The sequence below is a fragment of the Devosia polycyclovorans genome (genome assembly GCF_042181575.1).
In the GTDB taxonomy this organism is placed as follows: domain Bacteria; phylum Pseudomonadota; class Alphaproteobacteria; order Rhizobiales; family Devosiaceae; genus Devosia; species Devosia polycyclovorans.
This window is the reverse complement of the sequence record NZ_CP170082.1, coordinates 2,325,493-2,339,224: the sequence shown is the minus strand read 5'-3', so window position 1 is coordinate 2,339,224 and position 13,732 is coordinate 2,325,493. Positions and strand designations below refer to the sequence as shown.

The 13,732-nt window shown below is 60.6% G+C and carries 20 protein-coding genes; 9 read left to right on the top strand and 11 right to left on the bottom strand.

Annotation, left to right across the window (positions count from 1 at the left end; all coding sequences use genetic code 11):
* The first annotated feature begins 28 nt into the window (after positions 1–28).
* Genes accB through ACE4RL_RS11750 form a run of 4 tightly spaced genes read left to right on the top strand, consistent with a single transcriptional unit; the run spans position 29 to position 3,328 of the window.
* A complete protein-coding gene (gene accB, locus ACE4RL_RS11765; protein WP_375597323.1) occupies positions 29–529 on the top strand; it encodes an acetyl-CoA carboxylase biotin carboxyl carrier protein in 501 nt (166 codons plus the stop codon).
* Positions 530–541: 12 nt separating this feature from the next.
* On the top strand, positions 542–1,888 hold the full coding sequence (gene accC / locus ACE4RL_RS11760) for an acetyl-CoA carboxylase biotin carboxylase subunit (RefSeq protein ID WP_375597322.1): 1,347 nt from the start codon (positions 542–544) through the stop codon (positions 1,886–1,888).
* Positions 1,889–1,926: 38 nt separating this feature from the next.
* Positions 1,927–2,565 carry a leucyl/phenylalanyl-tRNA--protein transferase gene (gene aat, locus ACE4RL_RS11755; protein WP_375597321.1) on the top strand — a complete coding sequence of 213 codons (639 nt, stop codon included), beginning with the start codon at positions 1,927–1,929 and terminating at the stop codon, positions 2,563–2,565.
* A complete protein-coding gene (locus tag ACE4RL_RS11750; protein WP_375597320.1) occupies positions 2,555–3,328 on the top strand; it encodes an APH(3') family aminoglycoside O-phosphotransferase in 774 nt (257 codons plus the stop codon). The genes aat and ACE4RL_RS11750 overlap by 11 nt, the downstream gene beginning before the upstream one ends.
* Before the next feature lie 3 nt (positions 3,329–3,331).
* Here the strand turns inward: ACE4RL_RS11750 and ACE4RL_RS11745 are convergent, their stop codons facing one another.
* From ACE4RL_RS11745 to ACE4RL_RS11735, 3 genes are all read right to left on the bottom strand, one after another.
* A complete protein-coding gene (locus ACE4RL_RS11745) occupies positions 3,332–3,829 on the bottom strand; it encodes a GyrI-like domain-containing protein (protein WP_375597319.1) in 498 nt (165 codons plus the stop codon).
* A 77-nt stretch (positions 3,830–3,906) separates the two neighbouring features.
* Positions 3,907–4,302, bottom strand: coding sequence for a DUF2155 domain-containing protein (locus ACE4RL_RS11740; protein WP_375597318.1), 396 nt, complete (start codon positions 4,300–4,302; stop codon positions 3,907–3,909).
* A 32-nt stretch (positions 4,303–4,334) separates the two neighbouring features.
* Positions 4,335–4,721: an NADH:ubiquinone oxidoreductase subunit NDUFA12 gene (locus tag ACE4RL_RS11735; protein WP_375600271.1), complete on the bottom strand. Its 387-nt coding sequence runs from the start codon at positions 4,719–4,721 to the stop codon at positions 4,335–4,337.
* 118 nt (positions 4,722–4,839) lie between these two features.
* Between ACE4RL_RS11735 and ACE4RL_RS11730 the strand changes: the two genes are divergently transcribed.
* Positions 4,840–6,054, top strand: a complete 1,215-nt coding sequence (locus ACE4RL_RS11730) for an MFS transporter (protein WP_375597317.1) — start codon at positions 4,840–4,842, stop codon at positions 6,052–6,054.
* A 21-nt stretch (positions 6,055–6,075) separates the two neighbouring features.
* On the opposite strand, the gene ACE4RL_RS11725 is transcribed toward ACE4RL_RS11730, so the two are convergent.
* From ACE4RL_RS11725 to ACE4RL_RS11710, 4 genes are all read right to left on the bottom strand, one after another.
* A complete protein-coding gene (locus tag ACE4RL_RS11725) occupies positions 6,076–6,783 on the bottom strand; it encodes a DnaJ domain-containing protein (RefSeq protein WP_375597316.1) in 708 nt (235 codons plus the stop codon).
* Positions 6,780–7,499 (bottom strand): VWA domain-containing protein, encoded by a 720-nt coding sequence (locus ACE4RL_RS11720; protein WP_375597315.1) that lies wholly within the window; start codon positions 7,497–7,499, stop codon positions 6,780–6,782. Before ACE4RL_RS11720 ends, ACE4RL_RS11725 begins: the two co-directional genes overlap by 4 nt.
* A gap of 246 nt (positions 7,500–7,745) precedes the next feature.
* Entirely contained in the window at positions 7,746–9,095 is a 1,350-nt protein-coding gene (locus ACE4RL_RS11715) for an MFS transporter (RefSeq protein ID WP_375597314.1), read from the bottom strand.
* A 160-nt stretch (positions 9,096–9,255) separates the two neighbouring features.
* On the bottom strand, positions 9,256–9,633 hold the full coding sequence (locus ACE4RL_RS11710) for a VOC family protein (protein ID WP_375597313.1): 378 nt from the start codon (positions 9,631–9,633) through the stop codon (positions 9,256–9,258).
* 171 nt (positions 9,634–9,804) lie between these two features.
* Here ACE4RL_RS11710 and ACE4RL_RS11705 point away from each other — a divergent pair, with 171 nt between their 5' ends.
* Both ACE4RL_RS11705 and ACE4RL_RS11700 read left to right on the top strand, forming a co-directional pair.
* The gene (locus ACE4RL_RS11705; protein WP_375597312.1) at positions 9,805–9,984 is read left to right on the top strand and encodes a DUF2934 domain-containing protein; all 180 of its coding nucleotides are present in this window, start codon (positions 9,805–9,807) and stop codon (positions 9,982–9,984) included.
* Between the two features lie 110 nt (positions 9,985–10,094).
* Entirely contained in the window at positions 10,095–10,688 is a 594-nt protein-coding gene (locus tag ACE4RL_RS11700) for a 5'-methylthioadenosine/S-adenosylhomocysteine nucleosidase (RefSeq protein WP_375597311.1), read from the top strand.
* Positions 10,689–10,690: 2 nt separating this feature from the next.
* Here ACE4RL_RS11700 and ACE4RL_RS11695 read toward each other — a convergent pair whose 3' ends face one another.
* Positions 10,691–11,014 carry a hypothetical protein gene (locus ACE4RL_RS11695; RefSeq protein ID WP_375597310.1) on the bottom strand — a complete coding sequence of 108 codons (324 nt, stop codon included), beginning with the start codon at positions 11,012–11,014 and terminating at the stop codon, positions 10,691–10,693.
* Positions 11,015–11,117: 103 nt separating this feature from the next.
* On the opposite strand from ACE4RL_RS11695, the gene ACE4RL_RS11690 reads away from it, so the two are divergent.
* A complete protein-coding gene (locus ACE4RL_RS11690; RefSeq protein WP_375597309.1) occupies positions 11,118–11,426 on the top strand; it encodes a hypothetical protein in 309 nt (102 codons plus the stop codon).
* Positions 11,427–11,517: 91 nt separating this feature from the next.
* Entirely contained in the window at positions 11,518–11,991 is a 474-nt protein-coding gene (locus tag ACE4RL_RS11685; protein ID WP_375597308.1) for a cell wall hydrolase, read from the top strand.
* Between the two features lie 3 nt (positions 11,992–11,994).
* Here ACE4RL_RS11685 and ACE4RL_RS11680 read toward each other — a convergent pair whose 3' ends face one another.
* From ACE4RL_RS11680 to ACE4RL_RS11670, 3 genes are read right to left on the bottom strand one after another with little or no spacing between them, the layout of a single operon-like run.
* Positions 11,995–12,528 carry a DUF2076 domain-containing protein gene (locus tag ACE4RL_RS11680; RefSeq protein ID WP_375597307.1) on the bottom strand — a complete coding sequence of 178 codons (534 nt, stop codon included), beginning with the start codon at positions 12,526–12,528 and terminating at the stop codon, positions 11,995–11,997.
* Positions 12,529–12,585: 57 nt separating this feature from the next.
* Positions 12,586–12,861 (bottom strand): EscU/YscU/HrcU family type III secretion system export apparatus switch protein, encoded by a 276-nt coding sequence (locus ACE4RL_RS11675; RefSeq protein ID WP_375597306.1) that lies wholly within the window; start codon positions 12,859–12,861, stop codon positions 12,586–12,588.
* Entirely contained in the window at positions 12,858–13,715 is an 858-nt protein-coding gene (locus tag ACE4RL_RS11670; RefSeq protein ID WP_375597305.1) for a flagellar hook-length control protein FliK, read from the bottom strand. The genes ACE4RL_RS11675 and ACE4RL_RS11670 overlap by 4 nt, the downstream gene beginning before the upstream one ends.
* Between the last annotated feature and the right edge of the window lie 17 nt (positions 13,716–13,732).

The following is a 13,732-nucleotide window of genomic DNA, read 5'->3' as shown; positions in this document are numbered from 1 at the left end:
CAAGACGAGAAGCCGGGAGACCGACAGAATGACCAAGTCATCGGTGGATCAGGAACTGATCCGCGCCATTGCCGAATTGCTCAACAAGGAAGACCTTGCCGAGATCGAAATCGAGCAAGAGGATTTGAGGGTTCGCGTCACCCGCTCCTACCCCAGCGAAGCGCCGACCTACGCCCACGCTCCCATGCAGTATATGGCGCCCCCCTCTGCGCCAGCAGCAGCGCCTGCGCCGAGCGCACCTTCCGGATCCGTCCCTGCCGCTGCACCCGCTGCTGCGGAGGACCTGGCGTCCAACCCCGGCACTCTGACTTCGCCCATGGTCGGCACGGCCTATCGCTCACCCGAGCCCGGCAAGCCGGCTTTCGTGGAAGTTGGCACTAAGGTTTCCGAAGGACAGACCATCCTCATCATCGAAGCGATGAAAACCATGAACCAGATTCCGGCGCACCGCTCGGGCACGGTCACCCGCATACTCGTGGAAGACGCCCAGCCGGTCGAATATGGCGAGCCGCTCGTCGTTATCGAATAAGGGGACTTTTTGATGTTCCAGAAGGTCCTGATCGCCAATCGCGGCGAAATCGCTCTGCGCATCCTGCGCGCCTGCAAGGAAATGGGCATCCCAACTGTGGCAGTTCACTCCACAGCCGACGCCAATGCCATGCATGTGCGCCTTGCCGACGAAAGCGTCTGCATCGGGCCCAATTCGGCCAAGGATTCCTATCTCAACATTCCGTCCATCATGGCGGCCTGCGAGATTACCGGCGCCGATGCCGTGCATCCCGGTTACGGTTTTCTCTCGGAAAACGCCCGCTTCGCCAAGATCCTTGAAGAGCACAACATCACTTTCATAGGGCCCTCGGCGCACCATATCGAGATCATGGGCGACAAGATCACGGCCAAGAAGACGGCTGTCGAACTTGGCATCCCCGTGGTTCCCGGTTCGGCCGGTGCGGTAGAAACCGAGCAGCAGGCGCTCAAGACCGCCCAGGAAATTGGCTATCCGGTCTTGATCAAGGCGACAGCCGGTGGTGGCGGTCGTGGCATGAAAGTCGCCCAGACCGAAAAGGAATTGCTGGTCGCCTGGTCGACTGCCCGGTCCGAGGCCAAGGCTGCGTTCGGAAACGATTCCGTCTACATGGAAAAATACCTCGGCAAGCCGCGCCACATCGAGGTGCAGGTGCTTGGCGACGGTCAGGGCAATGCCGTGCATCTTGGTGTGCGTGACTGTTCGCTGCAACGACGCCACCAGAAGGTTTGGGAAGAGGCAGGTGGCCCGACCATCAAGCCGGAAGAGCGCGATGAGATCGGCGAAATTTGCGCTGCTGCCATGCGCAAACTCAAATACTCTGGCGCCGGCACGGTTGAGTTTCTGTACGAGAATGGCGAGTTCTATTTCATCGAGATGAACACGCGTCTGCAGGTGGAGCACCCCGTAACCGAGCGGATCACCGGTATCGACATTGTCTACGAGCAGATCAAGGTCGCCTCGGGCGAGAAACTCTCGATGACCCAAGATCAGGTGCAGTTTTATGGCCACGCCATTGAAGTCCGCATCAATGCCGAAGACCCGCAGACATTTGCGCCCTCGCCCGGCACAATCACTTTTTACCACCCGGCAGGTGGTGTTGGCGTGCGCGTCGATTCGGCTGTCTATCAGGGCTACAAGATCCCGCCCTATTACGACTCGCTGATCGGGAAACTGATTGTCTATGGCCGCACCCGCGAGGAATGCCTCAAGCGCCTCAGCCGTGCGGTGGACGAATTTGTGGTGGACGGCGTCAAGACTACCCTCCCCTTGTTCCAGCGTCTCATCAGGGAGCCGGACATCCTGGCCGGGACCTACGACATCCACTGGCTGGAAAAATTCCTGGCCGCGAACAAGGCTTAGTATTGAGGGGCGCGAGAGCGCCCCTTATCTTTGGACACATGGCCCGCCAAACTGATCCATTTTCGGTCGAGATCACCCCAGAGCTGATAATCCGCGCCTATCGGGCGGGCATTTTCCCCATGGCTGAGGATGCCGCGGACAATGATCTCTTCTGGGTCAGTCCGGACATGCGCGGCATCATCCCGCTGGATGGCTTTCATGCCAGCAAGAGCCTTCGCAAAGTGATGCGCAAGTCCGGGTGGTCGATTCGCGTCGATACCGACTGGGACGGTATCATCGACGGCTGCGCCACGGTGGGCAATGATCGCCAATCCACCTGGATCAATGGCACAATCCGATCTGTCTATGGTGAGCTGTTCCGGCGCGGCATTGCCCACACGGTTGAAGTCTGGGATGGAGACGACCTGATCGGCGGCCTCTATGGCCTGGCAATAGGCGCGGCCTTTTTCGGGGAGTCCATGTTCCACCGGCGCACCGATGCCTCCAAGATGGCCATGGCGCATTTGGTCGACCGCCTCAATGCCGGTGGCTATGAATTGCTCGACACACAATTCCTGACCGACCATCTCGCCTCGCTGGGCGGCATAGAAATTCCCCGTACAGAATACGAAGACCGTCTGAGCCTGGCTCTGCTACGCGAAGGTAGTTGGCACGCCTGGACCATAGATGAAGCCTGACAATCTCCCCGAAAGCTTCTCGCCGCTCCGCGACCTTGACTGGTCGCCGATTAATATTGGTGAGTCCATCGCATCAGTCTGGCGCATTGCCCTGGCCGATGGCACCGCAGTCTTCCTCAAATCCGAGCCATTGCATGCGCTCGCCGAGCTCCCTGGCGAGATAGAGCGCCTGAACTGGCTCACCAGCATGGGCTTCAAGGCGCCCCGCGTCATCGACGCCGAGCAGGGCGCAGAGGACTTGTGGCTGTTGATGAGCGCGGTGCCGGGCCGGGACCTGACCCATTATCTCGACCAACCGGACACCTTTGTCCGAGCCTACGCTCAGGGCCTCAAACGGCTGCACGCACTCGACACCACCACCTGCCCATTCGACCACGGTATCGACGCGCGCCTGGCCGAGGCAGAAGCCCGCTTGGAGGCCGGCCTCGTAGACGAAACCGACTTCGATGAGGAACGCTCGGGCTGGACGGCCGGCCAGGTGCTGGACTGGCTCAAAGCCAATAGACCTCAACCCCGCCAGCAGATCGTTACCCACGGCGATGCCTCGACGCCCAACATCCTTGCCGTCGACGGACGCTTCTCCGGAATGGTCGATTGCGGCCGAACGGGCCTTGCCGATGTCTGGCAGGACCTGGCTCTTGCCTGTCGCAGCATCCAATACAATCTTGGAAGCGAACACATCGCGCCCTTCCTGTCCGCCTACGGGGCCGAATGGGACGAAGCCAGATACCGCTTCTACTGCGCTCTGGACGAGATGTTCTGATGCCTAATCCCTGAGCTTGAAAGCCAGCGTGGTCACCCACTCGTCCATGTTCGGAACCTGCGCAGGGTCGCTCTCGTAGAGCTCAAGACGACAGGCAAAGTAGTCGTCCTTGCCTTCGGTGCGTTGATCGAACGGCTGCTGCGTCAGACGCGACCAACCGATCAACACGCCGGTCACAGTCTCGAGCTTGTCCGGATGGCCGTGCCAGGTCACGCCCATAAAGTTCCCGCCCGGCAAGGTGCCTACCTTCACGACACCCTCCTCCGGTCCAGCGCTGTCCACCGCGATTCCCGCCTCGACATCGAGCGTTTCCGCCATATTGATCCGCCGGTAGTTGTAGAACGCCGCCCCGATACGTTTCAGGCCATGTTTCTCGACATAGGCAAACACCTGCGGGAAACCTTCATTGGCAGGCCTCTGCATCTGCTGCATGGTCACGGTGAAGGGCACGTAGACATAAGTCTGTTCGGTCCGCACGGTAATTTGAGGCAAGGTCATCATGGCTGGCTCTCCTTTGTGGGCGGTGGTCTGACTTCTCGACGAGAGAAGCATTCAACTTCGACACTCAAGGAGAAAAACTATCGCTGGTCAGGCGGCGGTACGTTGGTGGAGGTCTTGCACTCGATCAGCCACACATCATAGACGGCGTGATCTACAGCATTGAGCGCAGGACTGTCGGCGAACATCCAGCCGGTGAAGATCCGTTCACCTGAACCATCCAGGCTCATCTGGTTGACCTCGAGAAAGGCAGATGTGCGCTGCAGCGTATCGCTGCTGGGCCGGTCGTAGCAGGCCCGCGGCGTCAGTTCGAGCGCGCCGAACAGCACGGTCTCATCGATATAGACGTCAAACCGCGTAATCCGCCCGGTGATTTTGTCCAACCCTGCAAAGGTTGCAACAGGGTTCGCCACCGGCTGAGCCTGCGCTATCGGAGCCAAAGCAACAAAAGCCGCTGCCAGCAGCGGCCAAACCATATTTCTGGTGGATTGCCGCAAGCCGGGCACCCTTATTCGGGCGACCAGGCCTGATAGTCACCGGTGACGCGCGGACGTTCACCTTTGTTGAGCAGGCTGCCATCGGGGCGGTAAGCCGCGGCAGTACCGGTGAGATTGGGCTGGTGCGGTTTTTCCCAGGCGCGCGGCTCATACTCGGCGTTGCTAGGCACTACATCAGACCTATGGTGCATCCACCCGTGCCAGCCCGGCGGAATGGCAGAAGCATCGGCAAAGCCGCCGGCGTAGGTTACATAGCGCCGATTGGCTTTACGATCCTGATAGTAGCGATTGCCGAATTCGTCCGAGCCGACATAGTCGCCAAAACGGCGGATCCAGAGACGCGTCCCCCAGGTGTTACCACCCCACCACGAGAAGATTTCGGTCAGAAACTGCTTGATACCGGATTGGGCCAATTTTCGATTCCGTATCTGTGGCGTCGATTTTGGCGCCGGTTTAGCATGGCTCGCCGGGTGAGCCTAGCGTTTCTTGGCAGTTCGATCCGTCCGGATGTTAGCATTGGCCAGTCCCGCCCAATCACATCGACCTCATAGCCTTCGTCGCTTCCTGCGGCTCTACTACGCCTATGCCTTCCTGTTCGATTTCATCCTGGCATACGCCTTCTATACAGCGCTGTTCGAGCTTGAAGGGCTCTCGCTGAGCGAAATCGGACTTTTGCTGGCTTTCTGGTCGGCAACGGCCATCGTGCTCGAAATGCCCTCAGGAGCCTTGTCCGACCACTATGACCGGCGCTGGCTGCTTGTCGCAGCGCCACTCTTCAAGACTCTGACCTTCCTGTTCTGGATCTTTGCCGCAGGCAATTTCTGGTTCTATGCCGCGGGCTTTTTCTTCTGGAGCCTCGCCCAGGCGCTGCAATCTGGCTCGCGCGAAGCGCTGCTTTATGAGCGCATGGATCACGAGGGTCTGAGCGCGGAGTTTGACAAGGTACTGGGTCGCGACAATGCCGCCGAGGAGTTCGGCATTGGGCTGGGGGCGCTGCTGGGCGGCTTTGTCGCCTATTTCAGCTTCGATTGGGGCCTCTGGTTATCAATTCCACCTCTGCTGCTGGCGTCGCTGATTGCGGTCTGGCTGCACGATACCCGCCGCGGGTCCGCAGCGGCGAGTCCAGCTTTGTCACCAACGGGGTATTTCTCACATTTCGTCGACGCGATTGGCGAGTTTCGCCGCCATGCCAGACTGCGCTTTGTGACCACCTATATCGCTGTCGGGCTGGTCGTCTTCGAACTCATCGAAGAATTCGACCAGCTCTACTTTCTCGCCGTCAACCTGCCGGTCTGGGCCTGGGGCATAGCCGGCGCCAGTATTGAGTTCTTCTACGCCTTGTCGAGCATCCATGCTCACCGCCTGTCCGGCCGCCCCTGGCTCGCCTGGCTGCTGCCGCTCATTGGCGGTGGTCTCCTGGTCCTTGCCTCCCTTGGCACAACCCCGTGGTACGTGCTCCTGCTCTGCCTTGCCTATGTTTTGATGGCGCCACTGGGTGTGCTTGCAGAAGCCCGGTTTCATCGGGTGATGGAAGGCACGAGCCGCGCCACCACAACTTCCGCTCTGGTGATGGCGGAAAACGTCTCGGGCATCATTGGCACACTTGCCTTCGGTTTTCTGGCCGAGCGCGTCGGCATCCTGCCAGCCTATGGCTGGGCGGGTCTTGCCATGGCGCCCCTGGCCCTGTGGGTGGCTCTTGGGCAGCGCCGCGGCCTCCGGGCCATCGACTAAGGGAAATCGGCCCGTCTGGCCTCACCGCCCCAGCAAAAAATCCCGCGCTTCATTGATCTTGGCCGCCAGGAACTCCGACCCGCCACGATCCGGATGCACACCCTTCATCAGCTCACGGTGAGCCGCCTTGATCTCCTCGTCGCTGGCGCCGGGCTCCAGACCCAACACGGCATAGGCTTCCGCTGCCGGATCGCGAGCTGAACCATTGCCGGCCCGCTCGCTCCCGCCGCCTGCGTCTTGCTCGGCGAAGTGCTCCCTCCAGCCCGCACGGTTCGTGTCGAGCCAGCTTTCGAGCAGATTGACGCTTTCCGCGTCGTGTCCGATCTCATTGATCAGCGCCCGCGTCTCTGCTTCGCCCAAATCCATCAAATCCCAACCGGCAAACTGTCCGTCCAGCACGCGGCCTCCCAGTTCGCCGGTATCATGATCGAGCTCCATGGCGAGGTAGCGGCTGCGCACCTTGGACACATTGGATGGGCCGGACCCGATGCTGTCGAAAGAAAACTGACCGAGTCGACCGCGCAACAGAATTGAGGCGGCCACCGCCCCCAGGATCATGGCAATATCGATGCGCCGAAACACCAGGGCCGCAGCAGCGATAGCAGCAGCCCCTCCACCCACGATCCAACGCAGACCGCGCATGACAATGCGACGGTCGAAATTGCGCAGCGCATAGCCCAACCAGAGAATGCCAATCAGACCAAGTGCGCCCAGAAAAATCCAGCTCATCGCTTCTCGATTTGGGTAAGAAGAGCCCGTGCCGCGCCGCTCGACTGCAGTTTGAGATGTGCCCGCCCGCCGCTGGCATAGGCAGCGACGGCCTTGAGCAGGTCCGCCAATTGTTGCGGTGCAGAACTGTCGAACCGCGCATAGGCACCCGTGGAGAGTCGCGCGAACTCGCGGAACGCCGCCTCGACTCGACTGTCATGGCCCTCCTGGAAAACAAAGAGCGGCAAGCCCATTGCGCCGAGCTCCCCTGCCTGGGCGCACAACGCGTCGACATTTTCCTCAATCGCGTCTCCGACATAGACCGCTGCGTTAATCCGCCGCTTCCGGTGTTCGTCACGCGCGTGCGAAAATATCCGACCGATCTGCGTATTGCCGCCTTGACAGGAAATGGTGCTCATCAGCCGGGCTAATGCCGTGGCGTCAAGCACCCACTTTGAAGCGCGGCATTCGCCCAACCCTCGGAAATAGATCAACTGCACCTGGAGATGCGAATCCCTGGGAATGGCCTCGAACATGCCCGCCTGCAACGAGATGGCCATGTCCCAGGTCGGCTGCCGGCTCATGGTGGCGTCCATACCGAACAACAGGCGCCCGTCCTCAGCCGCATTTGGACGGGCCATAAGTCCCACTTTCCGCACAAAGGCGGACACCTCGTCCCGGACTTCTCCCTTGGGCGTCACCGCGTCGGCGCGGCGAGCTGGATTTCTTTCGCTCATGGATTGAATATGTGACCCCTAGGACGTCTGGGCAAGGCGGGGCGCGGAACGAAAGATAAATTTCGCTTGTCCGCGTCGATCGGCAGGCGCTTCATCAGGTGTATTCCTGCACGGAGGGACAATCCAAACGGATCGGCATTATGGTTGGGTGATCGTGGCCGCTGTCTGTCTTGCAGTTGCTGGCCCTGGCTTTGCCCCCACGGTGAGGAGACGGCACCCTAGACTACCGTCCCTGCATAGTGCCGATCAGGCGGGGCTAGCCACTTCTGCCCCGCCGCTTTCGCCATCATCGTCCTTGTTCCTGGCATAGGCAGCTGAGAGGTCCCGATAATAGCGTGAATTGAAGGCAAGGATAGTCGCCAGAAGGCCGATCAATCCGGCAACACTGAAGACCAGCGCCATGCCGCGGTCGGGGCCCGTGCCAAACCAGCCGCCTATCATCTGCGCCCCGGTCCCATCCGTCATGAAGGGTATGACTGCGAACTGCGTGAAGGGCCCGATCAGGAATGCCGTCAGCGGCGAAGCCGATTGCTCCACCGACTGGGCGAAGCCAAACACCCTGCCCTGGCGTTCGAGCGGCACCACTTTTTGCAATGTGGTGTGTTCGGCCGCCTCAGCATAGGGCGCCAGGAACATCCACACAAAACATCCTGCCGCCAGCAGCCAGAACGAGGACTGGATGGTGAAAACGCAGCACACCGACCAGGTAATGACATTGACCAGCAACAGGGTGCGCAGCGGATTTTTGCCCAGGCCAGTCTTGGAAATGATTATGCCCGAGAGAATGAACGCGGTGGACAGGACGCCAAAAGTCAGACCCCAGATTTCCACCGGCACCAGCGACAACCCATAGGCATCGAGCAATGCCATGAAGATGCCGCCCAGAAAATTGTTGAAACACGCAAAAAAGATCAGGGCGAACAGGCCCGGCACTGCAGCCACCACTCGAATGGTCCCGGCAATATCCACCCGCTTGGGTTCGAGCGGCACCTCCGGATCTGGCGCCACGCGCCCCTCGTCAATCTGAACCAATGCGAGGTGCAAGAAGACGAAGCCAGTGGCCGCCAGGGCCAGCACCATCACCCCGAACATGCCGGTATAGGCCACCAGGAAGCCGGATATCACCGAGGTGGTCAGGAACCCGATCCCGGTCACCATGCCCACGAGCCCATTGGCCTTGTCGCGCTCATCCTCGGCAATCAAAATTGTCACAAGGGTCGGCAGGGCGATCGATCGGATATTGCCCGCAATCACGCCCAACATGATCAATAGGACAAAACCCCACAGGTACCACCCATAGGGATCGCGAAAGGCCCCTTCAGGCTCCGCCAGCATCATCCCCAGGGCAAGGACGTAGAACAGTGCCGAAGCTACGCTGGAGGCGAGCATGGCGTGCTTTTTGGCATTGTGGTCGACAATCGAGCCGAACCAGAAGCCAAAGCCTGCGGTGAACACGAGATAGAACCCTGCGATCATGCCTGTGGCAAAAACCGACTTGGTCTCGAGGAACACCCAGAAGGTAATGGCGAACCACACCGTGAAGTTGGTGATATTGGCGACCAGGTTGTTCGCCAGGATCTGGTGAAACGGCTTCATGGCTTGCGTCCAGTGCTTTTGGCCGAGGAGACATTAGGAGGCCCGGCCTCTGGTCTCAACGGCTAATCGGAGGTGATGACAAAGCGTGTCAGCGGTCTTGATCGACCCCGTCAACTGTTCCGCGACGAGCGAGGTCAGCGCATCTCGACGCCGGCCCGCGTCAGATCACCTGGGCCAGTTCCCACACATGCCCGGCCGGATCGGCAAAGGCCGCAGTGCGCCGCCCCCAAGGCCGATCGGTCGGGCCATTGAGCAGTGCCACGCCCAACGTCTTCAGCCTGGCGCTTTCGACGTCGACATCCTCGACCCTGATGGTCAGCAGCATATGGATGCCCTCGCCGCCCGTCTCCAGAGGCGAAACCAGTTCGGGCGCCTGCTTCGATTGCAGCAAGTTGACCATCACGCCCCCGAAACCGAAGACCGCAGAAACGTCATCCGAATAGACGATATCCACATTGAATACCCACTCGTAGAAGGCGCGCGTCGCCGCGATGTCCCCGACGAACAGTGTAACGACTTCCAACTCCTTCAGAACCATGCTGATCCCTCCTGTGTACTGCTGACGCGACGACAGGAACGACCGCAATTCGACAGATGCGTCCGAATTGAGCGAAGACGCAGACCGGGCAACACACAGTGCCGGCCATTTACCACTCGTAAACCATAAGCGCGCAGGCTTTCCGCGCTCTGTCCATCAAGGAGTGCTGAGATGCACGAGGATATACAACGTCGCGCCTACCAGATGTGGGAGGCCGACGGCCGTCCCCAAGGTCAGGATCAGGCTTATTGGTTCAAGGCGGTTTCCGAGATTGCGGCTGAGGCAGCCAAGACCATCAAGTCACCCCGCAAGCGGGCTCCCCGGGCGGCAAAGACGAAAAAGGCCGCATGAGATAGCCCATTGTGCTGGCCGCGATACTTGTCGCGGCCAGTTCCTCGAAAGGCCGGCGGCTTGTCTCGAACTGGCTTGGCGAACCTGCGGTCCATGATAGATTTCGGGTCATGAAAATTCTCTATCTCATGGCCGCAGAACCAGAACTTGGCCCCTGCCTGCGCGCGCGCATCAATCCTCACATGATCGGCATCGGTCCGGTGGAAGCGGCCGTGAACACCACGCGCATTCTGGCAGCAATGGCCGGAAGCCTGCCAAAGCTGGTCGTATCATTGGGATCAGCCGGTTCGCGCAGATTGGAGCAATGCTCAGTCTATCAGGCTGTTTCGGTTTCCTACCGGGATATGGACGCGTCAGCGCTGGGTTTCCCCAAGGGCGTAACCCCGTTCAGCGATATGCCGGCGACCCTGCCGCTCGAGCCGGCGCTGCCCGGACTCAATCAGGCGACGCTTTCAACCGGCGCTAATGTGGTGTCCGGCGTGGCATATGACGCAGTCCCCGAAGACATGGTGGACATGGAAACCTTTGCCATCCTGCGCGCTTGCCATGCCTTCGGCGTACCCCTGCTCGCCTTGCGCGGCATTTCTGATGGCAAGGCCGAGGTCACCAAGATGGCCGACTGGACGCAGTATCTGCATATCATCGATCAGCGCCTCGCCGAGGCCGTGGACGTGATCGAGGCACACTACGCCCTTACGGCGTAACGCTACTTGCCGCCCCGCTTCTTGTCGCGACGAGACCGCTGCCAATTGGTCCACCAGCGGCTGCCACGGAGCACGGCCGTGTTGACGGGACCCTGCAGGAAAATCAGGTCTACGGCTAGCAGCAGCAAGCCCAGCGGCAGCATCCAGATTCCGAGCACCGGCAAGAAGCTGAATATGCCGCCCAGTACGAGCAGGACACCCAGCGGAATTCGGACCCAGCGTGCCCCCGGCCGCCGCAGCCGCGCCAGCCAGTTGGCTGCCAAATTCGGAATCCGCCTCTCCAGACGGTCAAACAACCGGTTCAGCCGATCTGTGCTCTTACTCATGCGGGTCCCCTCCATCCTCACTAGATGGCGCTGGTCTCAGGTAGTTCAAGGCATGGAACTACGCCGACATTCTGACCGTTAACCGTCAAACACGGAGCAAATCATGTCCCTGGACACCTTGCTGGCCCATCTTGGAATTCACCGGCACGATCCGCATAGTCTGGAATCACAGTTGCAAGCTATGCGGCACGACGTCCGGCGCTTGAGCAATATGCTCGGTAAGCAGACTGGAGATTGGAGCGATCGGGTGCAGGAATTTGGCCATATGGCCGCCTCGCACGGCCGAGAAATCGCCGATGCCACCGGTAAGCAGGCCCTTCGGGGGGCAAATATGGTTCGTCGCGACCCCCTGCCCGCAATTGCTTTCGTCTGCACCGCGTTGCTGCTCTCGCAGCTGCTGAAGCGCAGGTAAGATACTGTTCACCGATCCGATAAGGGTTTCCTTAAGGCTGCGCGCGCATTTTCGGGATGAGCGACTTTTTCGCCACGTCCCGGACTATCTTATGCACCTCTCAATCCAGCCCGTTCTTCGCCTAGTCGCGGCCGCCATCGCCGGTCTGAGCCTGGCCGGCTGCAGCGTCATGGGTCTCAACTTTGGCATGGCCCAGCTAAGTGAGAAGGAATGTATGATGCGGGCAATGTATTTCGAGTCCAACCGTTCCAGCGCCGAAGGCATGCTCGCCGTCGGAACGGTTGTCATGAACAGATTGCACGATCCCCGCTACCCAAAATCCGTCTGCGCTGTGGTGGGTCAGAAGAACCAGTTCGCCCAAGGCGTCCTGACACGGCCTATGACCGATAGTGGCGCTGTTCTGGCGGCGCAGGTCGCTGATCAGGTGCTCGCCGGCGCACGTCACCCCGGGGTGCAGAATGCGCAGCACTTCCACACAGCCGGGCTGCGCTTCCCTTACAACAATATGTTCTATGTGCTCGAAGCGGGCGGCAACGAGTTCTACGAAAAGCGCAGCGTTCGCTGAGCGCTAGAAGTCGCCGCCGATATCGAAGCCAGCCCAGTCATCGCCCCCGTCAAAACCCTCATCGGCCGGTGGCTCCTCGGGTTCTGCCGGCGCTTCCGCAGCTTGTGCCGGATCGCTGAACATACCAGCAATGGCCGATCCCAGCAGCAGTCCCCCGGTCACTCCAAGGGCCGTTTGCGCAGCCCCGGCCAGGAAACCTCCGCCAGGCGGTCGATCCCAGGGACCCCTCTGACGCTGTTCCGGAGGCTGTTGCGGGCGCTGGCCTCGGGTGTCATCTCCAAAGATGCTTCCCAGAAATCCCGACCCGCCGCTCTTTGCCTCATGCTCGAGAGTCTCTATCCGCGCCTGCTGTTCGCGCAGCGCGGCCTCCTGCACAATGATGGTTTGAGCCATGTAATAGGCGGCGGCGGGGTATTCTCGCAGCCGCTGGTGGATCAGCGCTTCCGCATCCGCATCGCGCGGCCCGCTATTGCGCTCCACCCGGCGCAGCCGCTCAAACAAATCCTCACTGGCGCGTTTGTCGTCGTCTCGCAACATGGCACTCTCCCTGTCTGTCCCGCTCAAAGATGGGAAGTCTGCCTGGCTCTCACAAGGTCAACGTCTGGTCTGGCGCAAGACGTACCCAATGACTACGGCCATGGCGTCATAAAGCTCGATGGGTATGCTCTCGTCCAATTCGACCCCGCTCAGGGCCTCTGCCAGAACCGGATTGGCCTCGATCACAACGCCATTTTCTTCTGCCAGTGCGACGATCCTGTCAGCCAGCACGCCTCGCCCTTTGGCCACCACCCGAGGTGCTTGTTTGGAACCCTCCTCATAGTGCAACGCCACTGCCAGCGACCGCGCCTTGGCATCCTCATCCTCACTCATCGCGTCGCGTCCAGATTCTGCCCGTAAGGTTGAGCCTGTAACATTTTGGGTGCCGGCATGGGCGCTCCGGTCCGTATCACCACCGCGCCCGGCGTCAGCCCGACCCCACTCAGGGCTTCTTTTAACCCTTCGGCGTCCTCTGCCAGCATCGCCGCCGTCTCGGCCCGGTCGGCCCAGAGCAGCACGCCCGCGGTGTTGGCCCGCAAGGAAATCTGCGCGCCAATTTCCCCCGCATCCGATAAATTGATGGCGAAGCGAATTTGCCAGCCGCGCCCCTCAGGGCGATCCCCTTCGCTTTCGGGATCCTTGTGTATCTGCATCTGCAGTAAATGCTGCTGCCCCGCCACGACCACGGGCAAGTCGAGACTCCATTGGGCATCCTGCCGGGATGCATGCGGTTCCGGGATCGATGCGCTTTGGTGCAGGCGCAAGCGCGATAACGCCGCGTCGGTCCGTTCCAGCAGGATTTTGCCAGCCTCCAGGACATCGTCAGGCAATGAAGGTGTCCCGCCATCGCCGGCCCTGGCACGCGGCAACAGCCCGCGCAAGGGCGGTGCAACGCTTGCAACCTGGGCAACCGGCGCCTGCTGCCCGAGCCATGCGCCGAGGCTCTGTCGCAATCCCAGCAGGGCCGATTTGGCATCCCCAGCGGCCTGAGCACCTTGTCCGGCGGCCAGCATCGCCTCCTGAAAAATTCCGGACTTTTGCACGGCCAATTTGAGGGCTGCGCCAGTGACTTGCTGACCGTCCAGGGCTACACGCCCAGCAAGCACCTGCTGTGCTGCCTTGGCCACAGGTTCGGGCAACACGAAAGTGCTGACCGCGGCGGTAAGTGCGGTCGTGAGCCCAACCATGCTATCCTGCCGTGGCA

What these genes read in the sequence shown, in the direction of transcription:
- accB (WP_375597323.1), top strand. Translation starts at nt 29, where the DNA reads ATGACCAAGTCATCGGTGGATCAGGAACTGATCCGCGCCATTGCCGAA.
- ACE4RL_RS11720 (WP_375597315.1), bottom strand. Translation starts at nt 7,499, where the DNA reads ATGAGCGAAAGAAATCCAGCTCGCCGCGCCGACGCGGTGACGCCCAAG.
- ACE4RL_RS11750 (WP_375597320.1), top strand. Translation starts at nt 2,555, where the DNA reads ATGAAGCCTGACAATCTCCCCGAAAGCTTCTCGCCGCTCCGCGACCTT.
- aat (WP_375597321.1), top strand. Translation starts at nt 1,927, where the DNA reads ATGGCCCGCCAAACTGATCCATTTTCGGTCGAGATCACCCCAGAGCTG.
- ACE4RL_RS11715 (WP_375597314.1), bottom strand. Translation starts at nt 9,095, where the DNA reads ATGAAGCCGTTTCACCAGATCCTGGCGAACAACCTGGTCGCCAATATC.
- ACE4RL_RS11680 (WP_375597307.1), bottom strand. Translation starts at nt 12,528, where the DNA reads ATGTTGCGAGACGACGACAAACGCGCCAGTGAGGATTTGTTTGAGCGG.
- ACE4RL_RS11725 (WP_375597316.1), bottom strand. Translation starts at nt 6,783, where the DNA reads ATGAGCTGGATTTTTCTGGGCGCACTTGGTCTGATTGGCATTCTCTGG.
- accC (WP_375597322.1), top strand. Translation starts at nt 542, where the DNA reads ATGTTCCAGAAGGTCCTGATCGCCAATCGCGGCGAAATCGCTCTGCGC.
- ACE4RL_RS11700 (WP_375597311.1), top strand. Translation starts at nt 10,095, where the DNA reads ATGAAAATTCTCTATCTCATGGCCGCAGAACCAGAACTTGGCCCCTGC.
- ACE4RL_RS11690 (WP_375597309.1), top strand. Translation starts at nt 11,118, where the DNA reads ATGTCCCTGGACACCTTGCTGGCCCATCTTGGAATTCACCGGCACGAT.
- ACE4RL_RS11670 (WP_375597305.1), bottom strand. Translation starts at nt 13,715, where the DNA reads ATGGTTGGGCTCACGACCGCACTTACCGCCGCGGTCAGCACTTTCGTG.
- ACE4RL_RS11745 (WP_375597319.1), bottom strand. Translation starts at nt 3,829, where the DNA reads ATGATGACCTTGCCTCAAATTACCGTGCGGACCGAACAGACTTATGTC.
- ACE4RL_RS11740 (WP_375597318.1), bottom strand. Translation starts at nt 4,302, where the DNA reads ATGGTTTGGCCGCTGCTGGCAGCGGCTTTTGTTGCTTTGGCTCCGATA.
- ACE4RL_RS11685 (WP_375597308.1), top strand. Translation starts at nt 11,518, where the DNA reads ATGCACCTCTCAATCCAGCCCGTTCTTCGCCTAGTCGCGGCCGCCATC.
- ACE4RL_RS11710 (WP_375597313.1), bottom strand. Translation starts at nt 9,633, where the DNA reads ATGGTTCTGAAGGAGTTGGAAGTCGTTACACTGTTCGTCGGGGACATC.
- ACE4RL_RS11675 (WP_375597306.1), bottom strand. Translation starts at nt 12,861, where the DNA reads ATGAGTGAGGATGAGGATGCCAAGGCGCGGTCGCTGGCAGTGGCGTTG.
- ACE4RL_RS11705 (WP_375597312.1), top strand. Translation starts at nt 9,805, where the DNA reads ATGCACGAGGATATACAACGTCGCGCCTACCAGATGTGGGAGGCCGAC.
- ACE4RL_RS11695 (WP_375597310.1), bottom strand. Translation starts at nt 11,014, where the DNA reads ATGAGTAAGAGCACAGATCGGCTGAACCGGTTGTTTGACCGTCTGGAG.